Source organism: Rhizobiaceae bacterium (genome assembly GCA_023953835.1).
Taxonomy (GTDB): domain Bacteria; phylum Pseudomonadota; class Alphaproteobacteria; order Rhizobiales; family Rhizobiaceae; genus Mesorhizobium_G.
In genome coordinates, this window is record JAMLJB010000001.1 from 868597 (window position 1) to 884627 (window position 16031).

Here is a 16031-nt window from a genome sequence, read left to right on the forward strand (position 1 = left end):
ACGGTTCAAAGTCCGAGCGCCGCGAGATCGACCTTGGGCACAATGCGCTTCTGTTGCTTGGCGTCGTAGAATTCGTCGATGTTCTGCTGATTGATCATCGGCGAGGGGAAAACGATTTCCTTGGGAACCTTCTGTCCCTGGATGACCCGTGAGGCGACTTCCACCGCTTCGCCACCGAATGTCGGATAAACGAAGGTGCCACCCAGCCGCCCGTCCTTGATCATCTGGAAGGTCTCGACCGCAATGCCGTCGAAGCCGGTGACGAACATTTCTTTCTGCCGCCCCGCTTCTTCGATGGCCTGCAACGCGCCCTTGGCCATGTTGTCGTTGTGGCAATAGACACCGTCGATCTTGGGATTGGCGCGCAGGAAATCCTCCATCGTGGTCAGCGCCTCCGAACGCGAATAGTTGGCGATGGCTTCGGCCACGATCTTCATGTCCGGCTCCTTGGCGAGCGCATCGGTCCAGCCCTTGCCGCGCGCCTGGCTGACCACCGAACCGGGCTTGCCCTTGATGTGGACGAAATTGCCGGAACCCTTGGCCCTCTCGATGTAGTACTTCCCCGCCCTCTGTGCCGTGCCGTAGGTATCGGCGGCCAGATGAGCCGCAAATTCCTGCCCTTCGTTAAGCGCCGAGGACATCACGATGACAGGGATATTCTTCTCGTTGAGCGCCTGGATGCCCGGCCCGATGGCGTCCTTGTAGTAGGTGATGAGGATCACCGCATCGACGCCCCGAACGGCCAGATCCTCCAGATTGCGGATTTCCTGCGCAGGCTTGTCACGCGCATCGGTGGCAATGACTTCGAGACCCTTCGCCTTGGCGCTTTCGAGCACGTCGCTGCGCTGGACCTGGAGCCATTCGTCGGTGGCATAGGATTGCGAGAAGCCGATGGTCTTGCCGGCGAGCGAACCCTCCGCGAAGGCGGCGCGCATCAGGGCGGGCATCGCCAGCGCACCGAGACCGAGCCCGATACCCGCCTTCACCAGTCCGCGTCGGGTGGTGGATAAAGTATATTTCGTCGTCTTGTCGGCCATCGCTTTTCCTCCTTTGGGATGACGTTTCACGATTTGCGATTGCGCAGGTCGCTTATGACGACCGCGACAACGATGATCAGCCCCATCGCCAGCATCTGCACGAAGGGCGAGACGCTCAGAAGGTTCAAAAGGTTGGTAATCATCGCGAGAATAAGGACACCCAGAATGGTGCCGGCCACACCGCCAACGCCGCCGTCGAAGGACGTGCCGCCGATTAACACCGCCGCGATGGCGTCGAGTTCATAGAGATTGCCGGCATTAGCCTCGGCCACCGAAATGCGGCTGACCAGAAGCAGGCCGCCGACACCGGCCAGAAAGCCGGCCAGCGCATAGACCTGTATCTTGATGCGGTCGACCGGGATGCCGTAGACGCGCGCGGCTTCCTCATTAGCCCCCACCGCATAGACATGACGCCCCCAGCGGGTGTTGTGCATCAAATAGACGAACAACGCCCATGTTCCGACGAAGATCACGACCGGCACGGGCACGCCCAACATATAGCCGGATCCCAGCCAGCGGAACATATTGTCCGCGCCGTCCGCATAGACGTCTCCACCATCCGAATAGAGATAGATGCAGCCGCGCGCGAAGATCATCATCGCAAGGGTCGCGATAAAGGGCTGAAGCTTCAGTTTGGTGATGATAAGTCCGTTTATCAGGCCAAGCAGCGTGCACAGGATGAGCGCGATGGCCCAGGCGACGGGCGATCCATACGAGGCGGTCGCGGCGGCGGTGATGGCCGACACCCCGACCAATGACCCGGCGGAAAGATCGATGCCCCTGCAAAGGATGACGATCGTCATGCCGATGGCGACAATGCCGGTCATCGACGCGCCGCGCACCAGGTTGAAAAGGTTCGTAACGTCGAGAAAATAGGGCGAGATCACGCTGGCAAGGGCGAACAGCACCACGAAGGTGATGACATGGCTGTATTGCCACAGGACGGAAGCCTGAGGCCCTCTCGGCGGCTGAGCAGCCGTGGAGACACGGGTATCGATTCGGCTGGGCGTATCGGTCATATCGATCCCTCCTGTTGCGACCTGCGGCCGTCTGTTGGACGTCCGCGATGTGTATGGAGGGATATGTCAATATCAGGGAGAACCATGCAGCCGCGACGCCAGAAGCTTTGCGGCGTTCCGCTCGCAAACGACATTCGCCTGCGGCAAGCCAGTTCCTTCAGACGACCTGAAAAGTCAGGCTCTCGCTCCTTCGTGCGTATCGACAGCTGCTTCCTCCCAGCGATCCCGGCGCCTCCAAACACCAGATGGGATCGATCTCATATGGGATGCATCTCACACATGCCGGCCCGCGTCAAGCCGACTTCCGCTCAACTTGATCCATCCCCCCATGAACGGTAAGCAGCAACGTTGTCGATTGGACGATTTGAATGGACAAGATTCCGACACTGGAGGATGTGGCACGCGAGGCGGGGGTCTCCCGCTCGACGGCGGCCCGGGCAATGTCCGGATCCGGATATGTCGAGAAGGCCAAGCGCCAGCTGATCGAGGAAACCGCGGCGCGCCTCGGCTATCGCGGTTCGGAGGCAGCGCGGACACTACGCACGCGTCGTTCGAACACTGTCGGCATCCTGATCGCGGACATCACCAATCCGATTTTCCCACGGATCGTGCGCGGCGCCGACGAAATCCTGACGGCAGCGGACCGCACGCTGCTGCTCTGCAATACCGATGAAAAGCCCGAACGCCAGTTGGCCTTCGTGCGCGAAATGATCAAGCGCCTTGCAGACGGGCTGATCTTCGTGTCGCAATCCATCGGCGACGAAATCGTCGACATGCTGCGAAATGGACCACCGACGGTTTTTGTCAACCGGCTGCCGGCCAGCGGGAATTTCGACTATGTCGGACCCGACAATGCGCAGGGAATGATCGCCCTTGTCGACCACCTTGTGGGCCTCGGTCATTCCCGTCTGGGCTTCGTTCGCGGCCCGGCGAGTTCTTCGACGGCGCGCGAACGATTCGCCGAGTTCGCGAAGCGCATCGACCAACTCGGGCTGTCCCAACCCTCGACGGCGATCTTCGATGGCGGCTACGATCTGGAAAGCGGCCGCGCCGCAGCCGACGCCCTCCTTCGCATGCCCCCTGAGCAGCGGCCCACGGCAATCATCGCCTCCAATGACTTCGCAGCCCTTGGTTTGATCGACAGGGCTCGCGAGCTTGGATTGTCCGTTCCCGAGGATCTTTCCGTTACTGGCTTCGACGACGCGTTCGGTGACCCGGCGTGGCATAGGGTGTTTCCCGATGCGCCGCGCATAACGACCGTCAATCAACCACGGCGCGAAATCGGCCGCAAGGCAGCGCAGCTTTTGCTCAATCGCATAGCAAATCCAAGTTCCGCACCCCAACGCGAGATCGTTCCCGTATCGCTCCTGTCCGGCAGTACAACGGCGCCACGCCGATGATTTGCGCTTTGCGCCGGTCAGCCAATCTCGGTGACCTTAATCGCTGGAATACTAACTCATCAGGGGATCTCCTTGACGAAGCAGACCAGATGAATATCGGCTAAACCACGGAAGTCACGCAGCTATTCCAATCACAAACTGTGGGCTTGGGTTTGGCGATACGCCGTTGGTGGAGCTGAGGGGGATCGAACCCCTGACCTCATCATTGCGAACGATGCGCTCTCCCAGCTGAGCTACAGCCCCGTCCACCAGATGCGCGCATTTATGTTGCGCTCCCCACGGCTGTCAAGGCACTTGAGAACAGCCGGATACTTGCCGCCGCGCGCATCAGTGGCTACATGTCGCGAGGTTCCCGGAGCGCGCTATGATACCGATCATCAATACCTTGCTGTTCGTCCTCAACATCTATTGGTGGATCGTCATACTGGCGGTCATCTTTTCCTGGCTTTACGCCTTCAATGTCGTCAATTCGCGCAATCAGTTCGTGGGCATGATCGGCAATGCGCTCTTCCAGATGACCGAGCCCGTCTTTCGGCGAATCCGCAAATTCCTGCCAAATCTGGGAACGGTCGACATCTCGCCATTGGTCGTGCTCGTCATCCTGTTTTTCCTGGAACAGGTGCTGGTGCAGATTGCCTATTCCTCGGCAGGGCTGTGAGCCACTGGCTACGAACTCGAACTGACGGCGTGGAAATCACCGTGCGGCTCACACCCCGATCTTCCGTCGACAGGGTTGAAGGTTTACTGACCGGCGCAGACGGCGCGACACATCTGGCTGCGCGCGTCCGCGCCGTCCCCGAAAGCGGTAAAGCCAACGCCGCGCTGGAAAAGCTGATCGCGCAATGGACAGAAATGCCGAAGCGATCGGTAGCCGTAACGGGTGGCACAACGTCACGGATCAAGACCGTTTTTATCGCAGGCGACGCCCCTTCCCTTGAGCTTCAGTTGCTCGAACGGGTGAAGGAAGCTGGTGCGCGCGGTTGAGCCTCAATTCGACAGCGGCTGATTGAGCCAACTGAAGCCTTCCTTCTCGAACAAGGCCTTTGCTTTGTCAGTCTGAAGGCAGGCTTCGAACTTCGCGGCTTCCGGGTCCTTGGTCGACGCCGTCAGTCCCACCGGATAGACGATCGCCGGGTGGCTGTCCTCTGGAAAGGTATCGACGATCTTCACATTCGGATCGGCAGCCGCATCGGTCTGGTAGACGATGCCGAGTGCCGCTTCCCCGGTTGAAACGAACCTGAGCGCCGCGCGGACGTTTTCCGCCTGCGCCACCTTGGCTGAGACGCCATCCCAGGCGCCGAGCTTTTCAAGTGCCGCTTTTCCGTACTTTCCAGCAGGCACTGAATCCACATTCGCCATGGCGAGCTTGCCGTCGCCAACCACTGCTCCAAGATCAAACCCTTCCGCGATTTTCACTTCGGCATTCGAATCCTTCGGCGCAATCAGCACGATCCGATTGCCCAGCAATCGCAATTCGGTCGGCTTCTGGGTCAGACCTTTGTCTGAAAGATATTTCATCCAATCGAGATCGGCAGAGATGAAGATATCGGCAGGTGCGCCTTCCTCGATCTGCTTTGCAAGGGCAGAGCTGGCAGCATAGGAGATATTGGCCTTCGCCCCGACATCCGCCTCACAGGCCGCATTCACATTGTCCAGCGCGTTCTTGAGGCTCGCCGCAGCGAATACGACCAGACCGTCGTCGGCCATCGCGGGAGCCAGCGGCACGCTCAACAATCCGGACACGACCACCGAGAACACCAGACCACGCTTCATGAGAACCTCCCGCCGAGTGCGCAATTCGTTATGTTCATATGAACACAACAGTTTGCGGCACGCAACTTGGGTTCTTCACAAATCTTTCGAAATATCGGACGCTTCCCTCCGTCCGAAATAGCTGGATGGATATCAGGCGGCGTGTTTCCTGCGAGCCAGCCGCGCCCTGATGGATTCCACCGTTGCCCTTGGCGTGGCGGCAAACAATGTCTTTGTGTAGCTGTGCTGGGGGTCGGAGAACACCGCTTCACGCGAGCCGTATTCCACCGCTTCGCCAAAATACATAACCATCACATCGTCGGCGATGTAGCGGACGACCGACAGGTCGTGGCTGATGAACACATAGGTCAGATGGAACTCGTCCTGCAGGTCGGCCAGCAGGTTCAACACCTGCGCCTGCACTGACAGGTCCAGCGCGGAGACCGGCTCATCCAGCACCAAAAGGCTCGGATTCAACATCAGGGCGCGTGCAATGGCGATGCGCTGGCGCTGACCGCCGGAAAACATGTGCGGGTAGCGGTTGAAGTGGATTTCCTGCAAGCCGACTTTTTTCAACATCGCCATGGCGCGCTCCTTGCGCTCGGTGGCAGGAATGTCGGTGTTGATGACCAGCGGCTCCGCAAGGACATCGCCGATCTTCTGGCGCGGATTGAGCGAGCCGTAGGGATTCTGGAAAACGATCTGCACCTTGCGGCGCATTGCGGGCGTAAGGTCCCCCTTCGCGATGTCAATTTTCTGCCCGTCGATCAGAAGTTCGCCGGACGTGGCCGGGTCAATCAGCGTAATGATACGCGCCAATGTCGACTTGCCACAACCGCTTTCCCCGACGATGGCAAGCGTCTTGCCCTTCTCGACGGAAAAACTCACGCCCTTGACGGCGTGCACTGTCTTCGGCTTGCTGAACAACGTCCCCGGAATGTGATAGTCCCGGACGATGTTGCGGCCTTCCAGTACGACCGGCTCACTCATAGCGCGCCCTCCAGCGGCGGTGTCCTGACGGCAGCGTTATCCTCGACCATCTGCTCATCGACAAACAGTTCGGAAATGGTGGGGAGCCGGTCGCCGGTGGCGTTGTCCGGCAGGGCTGCGAGCAGCGCACGGGTGTAGTTGCTCTTGGGCGATTCGAAGAGCGAAAGTACGTCGGCTTCCTCCATCTTGCGGCCCTTGTACTGCACGACCACGCGATCTGCCGTCTCGGCGACGACCCCCATATTGTGCGTGATCATGATGAGGCCCATGCCATGCTCCTCCTGAAGCCGCATCAGGAGGTCGAGTATCTGCTTCTGGATCGTCACATCGAGCGCAGTCGTCGGCTCGTCGGCGATCAGCAGCTTCGGATTGCAGGCAATCGCAATCGCGATCATCACGCGCTGGCACTGGCCGCCCGACATCTGGTGCGGGAAATGGCCAAGCCGTTCGGCGGGATCCGGGATGCCGACTGCCTTGAACAATTCAATGGCGCGGGCGCGCCGCGCAGCCCTGTCGAGGCCCATATGCACACGCAGGACTTCCTCGATCTGGAAACCGACCGTGAAGCAGGGATTCAGGCTGGCGATCGGCTCCTGAAAGATCATGGCCATGTCTTTTCCCACCAGCTTGCGCCGGTCCGCCGTGCTGATGTTCAAGAGGTCGCTCCCGTTGAAGGACATTTTGTCGGCGCTCACCTTCGCGGTCCATGGCAGCAGCCCCATGACGGCCAGCATGGATACCGACTTGCCGGAGCCGGATTCGCCCACAATTGCCAGCACCTCGCGCTCATGCACCTTGAGCGACACGCCATCCACAGCGCGGAACATGCCCGCCGCAGTCTGGAACTCGACGACGAGATTTTCGATTTCGAGCAACGCCATCGTCACGACCTCTTCAACTTCGGGTCCAGCGCGTCGCGCAGGCCATCGCCCATCAGGTTGATGGCGAGCACGGTGATCAGGATTGCGAGACCCGGAAAGGTGACGACCCACCAGGCGCGCAGGATGAACTCGCGCGCCTCGGCAAGCATCGTGCCCCATTCTGGGGTCGGCGGTTGCGCGCCCTGCCCCAGGAAACCGAGCGCGGCGGCGTCGAGAATGGCGCTCGAAAAGGAAAGCGAAGCCTGCACGATCAACGGCGCCATGCAGTTCGGCAGGATCGTCCTGAACATCAGCCGCAGCGGCCCTGCCCCCGCAACCTTTGCCGCAACGACATAGTCGCGCGTCTTTTCCGAGATGACGGCCGCGCGCGTCAGGCGCACGAAATGCGGCTGGAACACCAGCGCAATCGCAATCATCGCATTGGTCAGGCCGGGGCCGAGAATTGCAACCAGAACCAGAGCCAGCAGCAATGAAGGGAAGGCAAGGATGATGTCCATCAGGCGCATGATGACCGTATCGACCCATCCCCGGAAATAGCCTGCGATCACGCCGAGCAGGATGCCGCCGATCAGCGCAATGGTGGTGACGATGACGCCGATGAACAACGAATAGCGCGTGCCGTAGATCAGGCGGGAGAGGATGTCGCGTCCGACCGCATCTGTGCCGAGCGGATACGCCAGGCGTCCGCCCTCCTGCCAGAAGGGCGGGATCAGAACCGCGTCGCGGTATTGCATGGTTGGCGGATGAGGCGCCAGAATTGGCGCAAAGACCGCGACCAGCACAAGGAACAGAAAAAAGAACAGGCCGATGACCGCGCCGCGATTTTCTGAGAAATAATACCAGAACTCGGCAAGCCGCGCGCGCAACGATGCATCCATCGGAGGAGTGATCTGTGTCGCGGACGACGTCGTGGAATGTGCCATTGTTCGCCCTCCTCAGTTCTGGTGCCGGATGCGCGGATTGAGCAGGCCGTAGAGCAGGTCCACGATCAGGTTAACCAGCATGATCATGCCGGCGATGATGAGCAGACCGCCCTGAATCACCGGATAGTCGCGTCTGAAAACGGAATCCACCATCCACTTCCCAATGCCGGGCCAGGAAAAGATGGTTTCCGTCAGGATTGCGCCGGCCAGCATCACGCCAACCTGTAGGCCGATGGTCGTCACCACCGGTATCATGGCGTTGCGCAGCGCATGGATGCCGACCACGCGAAAGGTCGAAAGCCCCTTGGCGCGAGCCGTGCGCACGAAATCTTCCGACAACACCTCGAGCATGGCGGAGCGGGTCTGGCGCGCAATGACGGCGAGCGGGATCGTGCCGAGCACGATGGTCGGCAGGATGAGATGGCTGAAGGCCGACTTGAAAGCGCCCTCCTGGCCGGACAGCAGCGAGTCGATCAGCATGAAGCCCGTCACCGGAGGAAAGAAATACATCAGCGAAATGCGTCCTGAAACAGGCGTCCATTGGAGGATGCCGGAGAACAGGATGATGAGCAGCAGGCCCCACCAGAAAATGGGCATGGAGAAGCCCACCAGCGCTGTCCCCATCATCAACTGGTCGAAGAAGGAGCCGCGCTTGATCGCGGCCAACACACCCGCCGGGATGCCGAGCACGATGGCAAAGATGATCGCGCAAAGCGACAACTCAAGCGTCGCGGGGAAGAGCTGGAAAAACTGCTCCGCGACCGATCCCTTCGTCGAAATCGACGTGCCGAAATCGCCGCGTACCACGCCCCAAAGGTAGTCCAGATACTGAATCACGATCGGCCTGTCGAAGCCGAGTTGGTGACTGATCTCTGCGTGCCGCTCGGGCGACATGACCCGCTCGCCGGACAACAGCGCGACCGGATCCCCCGGCAGCAGCCGGATGAAGGAAAATGCAATGATCGAAACCCCGATGAACGTCGGGATGAGGACCGCGAGCCGTCCCAGCAAAAAGCGAAACATTTCCGCACCCCCAATACAGCGTCGCGACCCGCCGGGGCCACGCAAGCTGGCAAACTACGATAAAGCAAAAAGGGGCGTCCGTCCTGCGAACGCCCCTTTTTGTTCAGTTGGCAAACATTATTCGGTGATGTCTACGCCGTCGAAGGTGAAATCGCCGAGCGGGCTCTGCACGAAGCCGGTCACGTTCTTGCGCATCGGAACGATGGCAAGCGAGTGGTCCAGCGTCGCCCATGGTGCTTCACGCTTGAACACGACCTGCGCCTGTTCGTAGAGCTTGGTGCGCTCCGCGACGTCGGAAGTTTCCTTCGCCTTGGTCACCAGATCGTCGAACTCCTGGTTGCACCATTGGGCGCGGTTGTTGCCGCCCACGGCATCGCAGCCAAGCAGCGTGTCGAGGAAGTTGTCCGGATCGCCGTTGTCGCCGGTCCAACCGAGCATGACTGCGCCGTCACGGTCCTTGGCCTTCGACTTATCGAGATACTCGGCCCATTCATAGGACACGATCTCGACCTTGACGCCCACCTTCTCGAAATCCGACTGGATCAGTTCGGCTGCGCGGCGGGCGTTCAGCATGTAGGGGCGCGCGACGGGCATCGCCCAGACCTTCATGGACAGGTCCTTGACGCCTGCATCCTCAAGCATCTTCTTGGCCGCTTCTGGATCGTACTTATCGTCCTCGACCGCGTTGTTGTAGGACCACATTGTCGGCGGGATCGGGTTCTTGGCCGGCGTCGCCGCACCCTGGAACACCGCGTCCACGATGGCCTGCTTGTTGATCGCCATGTTGAGCGCCTTGCGCACCTCGACCTTGTCAAACGGCGCCTGCGTGGTGTTGTAGGCGAGGTATGCGACGTTCAACCCTTCCTGCTCCATCACCTGAAGGTCGGGGTTGGCCTTCATCGCTGCCACATCGGCCGCGTTCGGATAAGGCATCAACTGGCATTCATTGGCCTGGAGCTTCTGGTAGCGAACCGAAGCATCGGTCGTGATTGCAAACACCAGATCGTCGATCGGCTGCTTGCCGCCCCAATAGTCCGGATTGGCCTTGTAGCGGATCACGGCGTCCTGCTGATAACCGACGAAGGTGAACGGACCGGTGCCGACCGGCTTCTGGTTCAATTCGTTCATCTTTCCATCGGCCTGCAACTTGTCCGCATATTCCTTCGACAGGATGGACGCGAAAGGCATCGCGACGTTGGCGAGGAACGGAGCTTCCTTACGCTTCAAGGTGAAGCGTACTGTCAAGTCGTCGACTTTCTCGATCTTGTCGAGCAGGTCCGGCATGCCCATGCCCGCGAAATATTCCCAGGAACCGCCTTCGACATATTTGTTCCACGGGTTGTCGTCTTTCCACTGACGCTCATAGGAAAAGATCACGTCGTCGGCGTTGAGGTCGCGGGTCGGCGTGAAGAAATCCGTGGTCTGGAACTTGACGCCCGGACGCAACTTGAACGTGTACTGGAGGCCGTCGTCGGAAACCTCGTAGCTCTCGGCGAGACCCGGCTCCACCTCGGTGGTGCCCTTCTTGAACTCAAGCAGACGGTTGTAGACCGGGTGAGCGGAGGCGTCGAAGGTCGTGCCGGCGGTGTAGAGGCCGGGGTCGAAACCCTCCGGCGATGCCTCTGAACAGTAGACGAACGTCTTTGCGTTCGCGGCGCCGCTCAGCGCCGTGGCGGCCAGCAACGCGGCCGCGAAAATCGTCTTTTTCATTGCTTACTCCCTGATTGACCAAGCCCCTCTGAGGCTCGCGAACGCGCATATAAGCACGTTTTTCGAGGGAAGGAACTCCCGTTTTACCCATGCGCCCGAAGGAGGTATGTGTTTGCGAAATGTTTCAATTCTCTGGTATTTTTATCTCGCAAATTGCCTCAGGACGCGCATTGGCGCAACGACACGACTTGATTGTGGAAAACAATGGAGGTGCAACCTGTGATAAGGTCTGACTGGAGTGCTGCGATTCTACAATTCTGGTTCGGCGAACTGACGCCCGAAGACTGGTTCGAGGGAGGCAAGGAACTTGATGAGCGCATTCGCGGTCGCTTCTCGGAGCTGTGCGAAGAACTCGCATCCGACATGCCTGGCGAAGCGATGAAAGAGCCGAAAGCCGCGCTTGCCGCGATCATCGCGCTCGATCAGTTTCCCCGCAACATGTACCGTGGCACGGCACGCGCTTTTGCAACCGACCACATGGCTCTCGAGCTTGCGCACAATGCGCTGGAACGGGGGTTCGACCGGGATATGACAACCAAGGAGCGCATGTTTCTGGCGCTGCCGCTGATGCATTCCGAAAAGCTGCCGGACCAGCAGAAATGCGTCAGCGTGTTTGAGGGGATCGGAAATGAGGAAGCGCTGAAATATGCGATCGAACATCGCGAAATCGTCGAAAAATTCGGTCGATTCCCGCATCGGAATCGGGCACTGGGCCGCGACAGCAGCGAAGCCGAGAAGAGCTTCATGGGAGGGCACAAAGGCTATGGGCAGTAACGCGATTTTGAGGTGGATGAACTAAATCCGGTTCCGCAGCGGCAGGCTTGCGCATGTTTCGTGCGGTCCCCATAGATGCAAGCAAGCAGGCGCAAGGATACGCGAATGCCGAACGGCGCAGGACAAGATGCCGGCGGCGGACAGAGGATGGGAGGATCGTTTGGCCAAGGCATCGAAAGGCTCAAGCAGCAGCGCGAAGGTGACACGCGCTAGAGCGGCCAATTCCGACGCGGCAAAGGCGGTTGCGCCAAAGGCTGTGGCGAGACCTAAGCGGGCGACCTCACCCGTCAATGGCCCAAAAACTGCCGAAAGGCCCAAATCATCGCCCTATGCTTCGAAGCCGTGGCTTGCCAGCTACTCGCAGGTCGTGCCTCCGACAATTCCTCCGCTTGTGTTCAAGAGCATTGGTGACCTGCTCGTCGATTCCTGCCGAAGGTTCGCCGGGCGACCGGCCTTCACCTGTATGGGAAAGTCCCTCACCTATGCCGAGATGGAAAAGGAGTCGGCTGTATTCGGCGCCTACCTGCAATCGCTGGGGCTTTCGAAAGGCGCGCGCGTCGCGATCATGATGCCCAACATCCTGCAATATCCGATTGCGATGATGGCCGTGCTGCGCGCGGGCTATGTGGTGGTGAATGTCAATCCTCTCTACACGCCGCGCGAACTCGAGCACCAACTCAACGATTCCGGTGCGGAAGCGATCATTATTCTCGAGAACTTCGCAGCAACACTGGAAAAAGTGGTTGCCAGAACGCCGTTGAAGCGGATCGTTGTTGCCACCATGGGCGACATGCTCGGCCTGAAGGGCGTTCTTGTGAATTTCGTCGTTCGCAGGGTGAAGAAGCTGGTTTCCGCATGGTCTTTGCCGGGCCATGCCAAGTTCCCTGCGGCGATGCACAAGGGCAGGAACCTTGCATTCGTCCCGGCAAGCGCTGCCCCCGACGACATCGCCTTCCTGCAATATACGGGCGGCACAACGGGTATCTCCAAGGGCGCGATGCTGCTGCACCGGAATATACTGGCAAACGTGTCGCAGAACCTTCTGTGGCAGGAAACGGCTTACGTTAAGAAACCTCGGCCCGATCGGCTGATATTCGTCTGCCCGCTCCCTCTCTATCACATCTACGCACTTACGGTGAACGCGCTGATGGGCATGAGCCAGGGCGCCCAGAATATCCTGATCCCGAACCCGCGCGACATTCCCGCCTTCGTGAAGGAACTGGGCAGATATCCCGTCAACGTGTTCCCCGGCCTCAACACGCTGTTTGTAGCGCTGCTCAACAATCCCGACTTCGCGAAGCTGGATTTCAGGCCGCTGCTGCTCACCTTTGCGGGCGGCATGGCCGCGCAGCGTCCGATGGCCGAACGATGGTTCCAGACCACGGGCGTGCCTGTCAGCGAAGGCTACGGCCTTTCGGAAACATCGCCCGTGGCGACCGCGAACCGTTTCGACGTGGAGGAATTTTCCGGCACGATCGGCCTGCCGATCCCGTCGACTGAAGTGGCGATCCGCGACGACAATGGCGATGACCTGCCGCTCGGCGAGGTGGGGGAGATTTGCATTCGCGGCCCTCAGGTGATGGCAGGCTACTGGAACCGTCCCGATGAAACGGAAAAGGTCGTCGCCAAGGACGGCTTCTTCAAGACCGGCGACATGGCCTTCATGGATGAGCGGGGATACATCAAGATCGTGGATCGCAAGAAGGATATGATCCTGGTTTCCGGTTTCAACGTCTATCCCAACGAACTCGAGGAGGTCGTGGCGACGCACCCCGGTGTGCTCGAGGTCGCGGCCATCGGCGTGCCGAACGAGAGGTCCGGCGAGGTGCCGAAATTGTTCATCGTCAAGAAGGACGAGGCTTTGACCGAAAAGGAGATCATCGAATTCTGCCGCAAGAACCTGACGGCCTACAAAGTGCCGCGGCAGGTGGAGTTCAGGACCGATCTGCCGAAATCGCCGGTCGGGAAGATCTTGAGAAGGGAATTGCGGGGCTAGAGCTTTGTCAGACGGTCGGGCAGTTCCGCCACGGAATCAATGACCAGATCGGCCAGCGGTGAAAGGCTTTCGCGTGTCCCCGTACCCGACAGCACGCCGATATTGAGACCCACGCCTCCGGCACGGCCCAGTTCGAGATCGTGGCGATTGTCTCCCACCATTGCGATCTCCGAAGGTTTCAGGCCGATGAGATCACAGAAAGCGAATACGGAATCCGGCGCGGGCTTCGGCTTTGCGACGGCATCGTAGCCGAAGGCTGCGTCGAACATCTGCGCTACGCCCATGGTCAGCAAGGTACGCTCGGCGCCCGCAGTGGAATCGTTGGTCGCGATCCCGAGCTTGATCCCTGCGGCATGCAATTTCGTCAACGCCTCGATCACACCCGGCAGCGCCACCGCCTTCGAAGCACCCTCAATGGCGCAGACCTCGTCGAACCGCTCGACCAGGGCGAGCCGCTGGCCGTCCGTCAGGCCCGGATGCCACAGCGCGACGATGTCGGCATTGGTGCCCGCCGCGAATACAGAGTCCGCGCGAAAGCGATCTCCCGCCGCATCATAGCCCGCCGCATCCATCAGCACATCGGCGCGCCCTCGGTCTCCACCTGCCGCCTCCAGCGCCAGCGCATCGCCGATCGCATGCCAGGTCGCATGGAAATCGACAAGCGTGCCGTCCTTGTCGAAAAGTATGCCTCTAATCGATGCCACGCAGTGCTCCCGTTATGCCGCGACTCCGCAATGGCTGCATGTCGCATATGTGGAGCTGTATCGCAAAGAACCGGAGCCGCAGGTCACGCTCTCAGCTTGTGGATATAGGCCACCAGCCCGTTCGTCGAAGCATCGCTCGACGCCTTCTGTTTTCCTTCCACCGCCGGTAGCAGGTTGGTTGCGAGTTCCTTGCCGAGCTCGACACCCCACTGGTCGAACGAGTTGATCCCGAACAGCACCCCTTCCACGAATACTCGGTGTTCGTAGAGTGCAATCAGTCTTCCCAGCGTGCGGGGGTCGAGTTTCCTGTAGAGGATCGTCAGTGAAGGCCGGTTCCCGGAAAAGACGCGGTGCGGCGCGACCTTCCTGATCTCCTCGGCGCTCATGCCCTTCGCGCGCATCTGCTCCTGTGCCTCCGCGAGTGTGCGCCCCTTCATCAGGGCTTCGGATTGGGCAAGGCAGTTCGCCAGCAGGAGGTCGTGATGCTGCTTCAGGCCTGATTCATGACCTTCCGCCGCAACAAGAAACTCGACCGGAATGATGTCGGTCCCCTGATGCAGCAACTGAAAAAACGCATGCTGGCCGTTGGTACCCGGCTCGCCCCAAACAAGCGGGCCGGTTGGCGTCGTCACCTTCGCGCCGGAGAGCTTCACGCTCTTGCCGTTCGATTCCATGTCGAGCTGTTGCAGATAGGCCGGAAGCCGCGCGAGACGCTGGTCGTACGGAATGACGGCGCGCGCCGGATATTTGCAGATCACCCGATGCCAGTAGCCCAGCAGGCCCATCAAAGTCGGCAAGTTCCTTTGAACCGGGGTCTTGAGGAAATGCTCGTCCATCTCATGCGCGCCCGCCAGAAATTCGCGGAACCGTGTCGCGCCGATTGCGATCATGATGGGAAGGCCGATCGCAGACCAGAGCGAATAGCGTCCGCCAACCCAATCCCAGAAGCCGAACACACGATCCGACGAAATCCCGAAGGCGGCAACCTTGTCGAGCGCGGTGGACACCGCCACGAAATGGTCGCGCACGGCCTGCTTGCCGAGCGACCGCGCGATCCAGTTGCGAGCCGTTTCCGCATTGGTCATCGTCTCGACCGTCGTGAATGTCTTTGACGCGACGATGACCAGCGTCGTCGACGGGTCCAGGGCTTTCAGCGTGTCATGGATATGCGCGCCGTCCACGTTCGAGACATAGTGGGAGCGCGGCCCGTCATGGTAGGGCGCCAGCGCCAGCGTGGCCATCACAGGACCGAGATCGGAGCCGCCGATGCCGATATTGATGACGTCGGTAATCGGCTTGCCGTCCGATCCGGTCGCCTTGCCGGTCCGGATCGCATCCGAAAAGCGCGCCATGGCGTCGAGAACGGCGAGCACGTCCGCCTGAACATGCTGACCGTCGAGCGTAATGCCCTTGCCCGAAAGGTTGCGCAACGCCGTGTGAAGCACGGCGCGGTCCTCGGTGATGTTGATTTTCCTGCCAGAGAACATCGCCTTGCGCTTCGCCGGCAGGTCCGTCGCCTCCGCCAACTGCCACAGCAACTCCATGATGCCGGCGTCGACCGCACATTTCGACCAGTCGAGCAGCATGTCGTCCTGCATGCGCGAGAATGTCTTGAAGCGTTGGGGATCGTCCGCGAATGCCTTGCGCATATCCTTCGGTCCCCTGCCGCGTTCGGCAGTCAGCCCCTTGCGTATTTCAGCGACGGATCTTGTCACGCTGGCTTCCTTTTCGATGACACCGTCCGCAAAATAACAGACTTGCGGCATTCGCAAGAGGAAATCGTGCGCCCCGCGCTCATCCGGTTCTGGCTCAAGCGTGACCT

General features: G+C 60.0%; 15 protein-coding genes and 1 tRNA gene. 5 read left to right on the forward strand and 11 right to left on the reverse strand.

Annotated elements, in window-relative coordinates; genetic code table 11:
- Nucleotides 1-5 precede the first annotated feature (5 nt).
- Nucleotides 6-1037 (reverse strand): substrate-binding domain-containing protein, encoded by a 1032-nt coding sequence (locus tag M9924_04070; GenBank protein ID MCO5063575.1) that lies wholly within the window; start codon nucleotides 1035-1037, stop codon nucleotides 6-8.
- A 26-nt stretch (nucleotides 1038-1063) separates the two neighbouring features.
- Nucleotides 1064-2056 (reverse strand): ABC transporter permease, encoded by a 993-nt coding sequence (locus M9924_04075; GenBank protein MCO5063576.1) that lies wholly within the window; start codon nucleotides 2054-2056, stop codon nucleotides 1064-1066.
- 368 nt (nucleotides 2057-2424) lie between these two features.
- On the opposite strand from M9924_04075, the gene M9924_04080 reads away from it, so the two are divergent.
- Nucleotides 2425-3456 carry a LacI family transcriptional regulator gene (locus M9924_04080; GenBank protein ID MCO5063577.1) on the forward strand — a complete coding sequence of 344 codons (1032 nt, stop codon included), beginning with the start codon at nucleotides 2425-2427 and terminating at the stop codon, nucleotides 3454-3456.
- 167 nt (nucleotides 3457-3623) lie between these two features.
- On the opposite strand, the gene M9924_04085 is transcribed toward M9924_04080, so the two are convergent.
- A tRNA-Ala gene (locus tag M9924_04085) sits at nucleotides 3624-3699 on the reverse strand.
- 121 nt (nucleotides 3700-3820) lie between these two features.
- On the opposite strand from M9924_04085, the gene M9924_04090 reads away from it, so the two are divergent.
- Both M9924_04090 and M9924_04095 read left to right on the forward strand, forming a co-directional pair.
- On the forward strand, nucleotides 3821-4114 hold the full coding sequence (locus tag M9924_04090; protein ID MCO5063578.1) for a YggT family protein: 294 nt from the start codon (nucleotides 3821-3823) through the stop codon (nucleotides 4112-4114).
- A gap of 29 nt (nucleotides 4115-4143) precedes the next feature.
- On the forward strand, nucleotides 4144-4440 hold the full coding sequence (locus M9924_04095) for a DUF167 family protein (GenBank protein MCO5063579.1): 297 nt from the start codon (nucleotides 4144-4146) through the stop codon (nucleotides 4438-4440).
- A 3-nt stretch (nucleotides 4441-4443) separates the two neighbouring features.
- Here the strand turns inward: M9924_04095 and modA are convergent, their stop codons facing one another.
- The 6 genes from modA to M9924_04125 all read right to left on the reverse strand — a co-directional run bounded on the left by modA (nucleotide 4444) and on the right by M9924_04125 (nucleotide 10735).
- Complete coding sequence (gene modA / locus M9924_04100) at nucleotides 4444-5163, reverse strand: molybdate ABC transporter substrate-binding protein (protein ID MCO5063580.1); 720 nt, start codon at nucleotides 5161-5163, stop codon at nucleotides 4444-4446.
- Nucleotides 5164-5361: 198 nt separating this feature from the next.
- Nucleotides 5362-6198 carry a dipeptide ABC transporter ATP-binding protein gene (locus M9924_04105; GenBank protein ID MCO5063581.1) on the reverse strand — a complete coding sequence of 279 codons (837 nt, stop codon included), beginning with the start codon at nucleotides 6196-6198 and terminating at the stop codon, nucleotides 5362-5364.
- Nucleotides 6195-7079 (reverse strand): ABC transporter ATP-binding protein, encoded by an 885-nt coding sequence (locus M9924_04110; GenBank protein MCO5063582.1) that lies wholly within the window; start codon nucleotides 7077-7079, stop codon nucleotides 6195-6197. Before M9924_04110 ends, M9924_04105 begins: the two co-directional genes overlap by 4 nt.
- 2 nt (nucleotides 7080-7081) lie before the next feature.
- Nucleotides 7082-8002: an ABC transporter permease subunit gene (locus tag M9924_04115; GenBank protein ID MCO5063583.1), complete on the reverse strand. Its 921-nt coding sequence runs from the start codon at nucleotides 8000-8002 to the stop codon at nucleotides 7082-7084.
- A 12-nt stretch (nucleotides 8003-8014) separates the two neighbouring features.
- Nucleotides 8015-9025 (reverse strand): ABC transporter permease subunit, encoded by a 1011-nt coding sequence (locus M9924_04120; GenBank protein ID MCO5063584.1) that lies wholly within the window; start codon nucleotides 9023-9025, stop codon nucleotides 8015-8017.
- A gap of 117 nt (nucleotides 9026-9142) precedes the next feature.
- Nucleotides 9143-10735 carry an ABC transporter substrate-binding protein gene (locus M9924_04125; protein MCO5063585.1) on the reverse strand — a complete coding sequence of 531 codons (1593 nt, stop codon included), beginning with the start codon at nucleotides 10733-10735 and terminating at the stop codon, nucleotides 9143-9145.
- Between the two features lie 219 nt (nucleotides 10736-10954).
- Here M9924_04125 and M9924_04130 point away from each other — a divergent pair, with 219 nt between their 5' ends.
- Both M9924_04130 and M9924_04135 read left to right on the forward strand, forming a co-directional pair.
- Nucleotides 10955-11509: a DUF924 domain-containing protein gene (locus M9924_04130; GenBank protein ID MCO5063586.1), complete on the forward strand. Its 555-nt coding sequence runs from the start codon at nucleotides 10955-10957 to the stop codon at nucleotides 11507-11509.
- A gap of 127 nt (nucleotides 11510-11636) precedes the next feature.
- Nucleotides 11637-13505 carry a long-chain-fatty-acid--CoA ligase gene (locus M9924_04135; GenBank protein MCO5063587.1) on the forward strand — a complete coding sequence of 623 codons (1869 nt, stop codon included), beginning with the start codon at nucleotides 11637-11639 and terminating at the stop codon, nucleotides 13503-13505.
- On the opposite strand, the gene M9924_04140 is transcribed toward M9924_04135, so the two are convergent.
- Nucleotides 13502-14209: an HAD family hydrolase gene (locus tag M9924_04140; GenBank protein MCO5063588.1), complete on the reverse strand. Its 708-nt coding sequence runs from the start codon at nucleotides 14207-14209 to the stop codon at nucleotides 13502-13504. The two genes, M9924_04135 and M9924_04140, sit on opposite strands and share 4 nt — an antisense overlap.
- 83 nt (nucleotides 14210-14292) lie before the next feature.
- Complete coding sequence (gene pgi, locus M9924_04145) at nucleotides 14293-15858, reverse strand: glucose-6-phosphate isomerase (GenBank protein ID MCO5063589.1); 1566 nt, start codon at nucleotides 15856-15858, stop codon at nucleotides 14293-14295.
- Between the last annotated feature and the right edge of the window lie 173 nt (nucleotides 15859-16031).

What these genes read in the sequence shown, in the direction of transcription:
- pgi (MCO5063589.1), bottom strand. Translation starts at nt 15,858, where the DNA reads ATGCGCAAGGCATTCGCGGACGATCCCCAACGCTTCAAGACATTCTCG.
- M9924_04070 (MCO5063575.1), bottom strand. Translation starts at nt 1,037, where the DNA reads ATGGCCGACAAGACGACGAAATATACTTTATCCACCACCCGACGCGGA.
- M9924_04080 (MCO5063577.1), top strand. Translation starts at nt 2,425, where the DNA reads ATGGACAAGATTCCGACACTGGAGGATGTGGCACGCGAGGCGGGGGTC.
- M9924_04090 (MCO5063578.1), top strand. Translation starts at nt 3,821, where the DNA reads ATGATACCGATCATCAATACCTTGCTGTTCGTCCTCAACATCTATTGG.
- M9924_04110 (MCO5063582.1), bottom strand. Translation starts at nt 7,079, where the DNA reads ATGGCGTTGCTCGAAATCGAAAATCTCGTCGTCGAGTTCCAGACTGCG.
- modA (MCO5063580.1), bottom strand. Translation starts at nt 5,163, where the DNA reads ATGGCCGACGACGGTCTGGTCGTATTCGCTGCGGCGAGCCTCAAGAAC.
- M9924_04125 (MCO5063585.1), bottom strand. Translation starts at nt 10,735, where the DNA reads ATGAAAAAGACGATTTTCGCGGCCGCGTTGCTGGCCGCCACGGCGCTG.
- M9924_04105 (MCO5063581.1), bottom strand. Translation starts at nt 6,198, where the DNA reads ATGAGTGAGCCGGTCGTACTGGAAGGCCGCAACATCGTCCGGGACTAT.
- M9924_04115 (MCO5063583.1), bottom strand. Translation starts at nt 8,002, where the DNA reads ATGGCACATTCCACGACGTCGTCCGCGACACAGATCACTCCTCCGATG.
- M9924_04135 (MCO5063587.1), top strand. Translation starts at nt 11,637, where the DNA reads ATGCCGGCGGCGGACAGAGGATGGGAGGATCGTTTGGCCAAGGCATCG.
- M9924_04075 (MCO5063576.1), bottom strand. Translation starts at nt 2,056, where the DNA reads ATGACCGATACGCCCAGCCGAATCGATACCCGTGTCTCCACGGCTGCT.
- M9924_04120 (MCO5063584.1), bottom strand. Translation starts at nt 9,025, where the DNA reads ATGTTTCGCTTTTTGCTGGGACGGCTCGCGGTCCTCATCCCGACGTTC.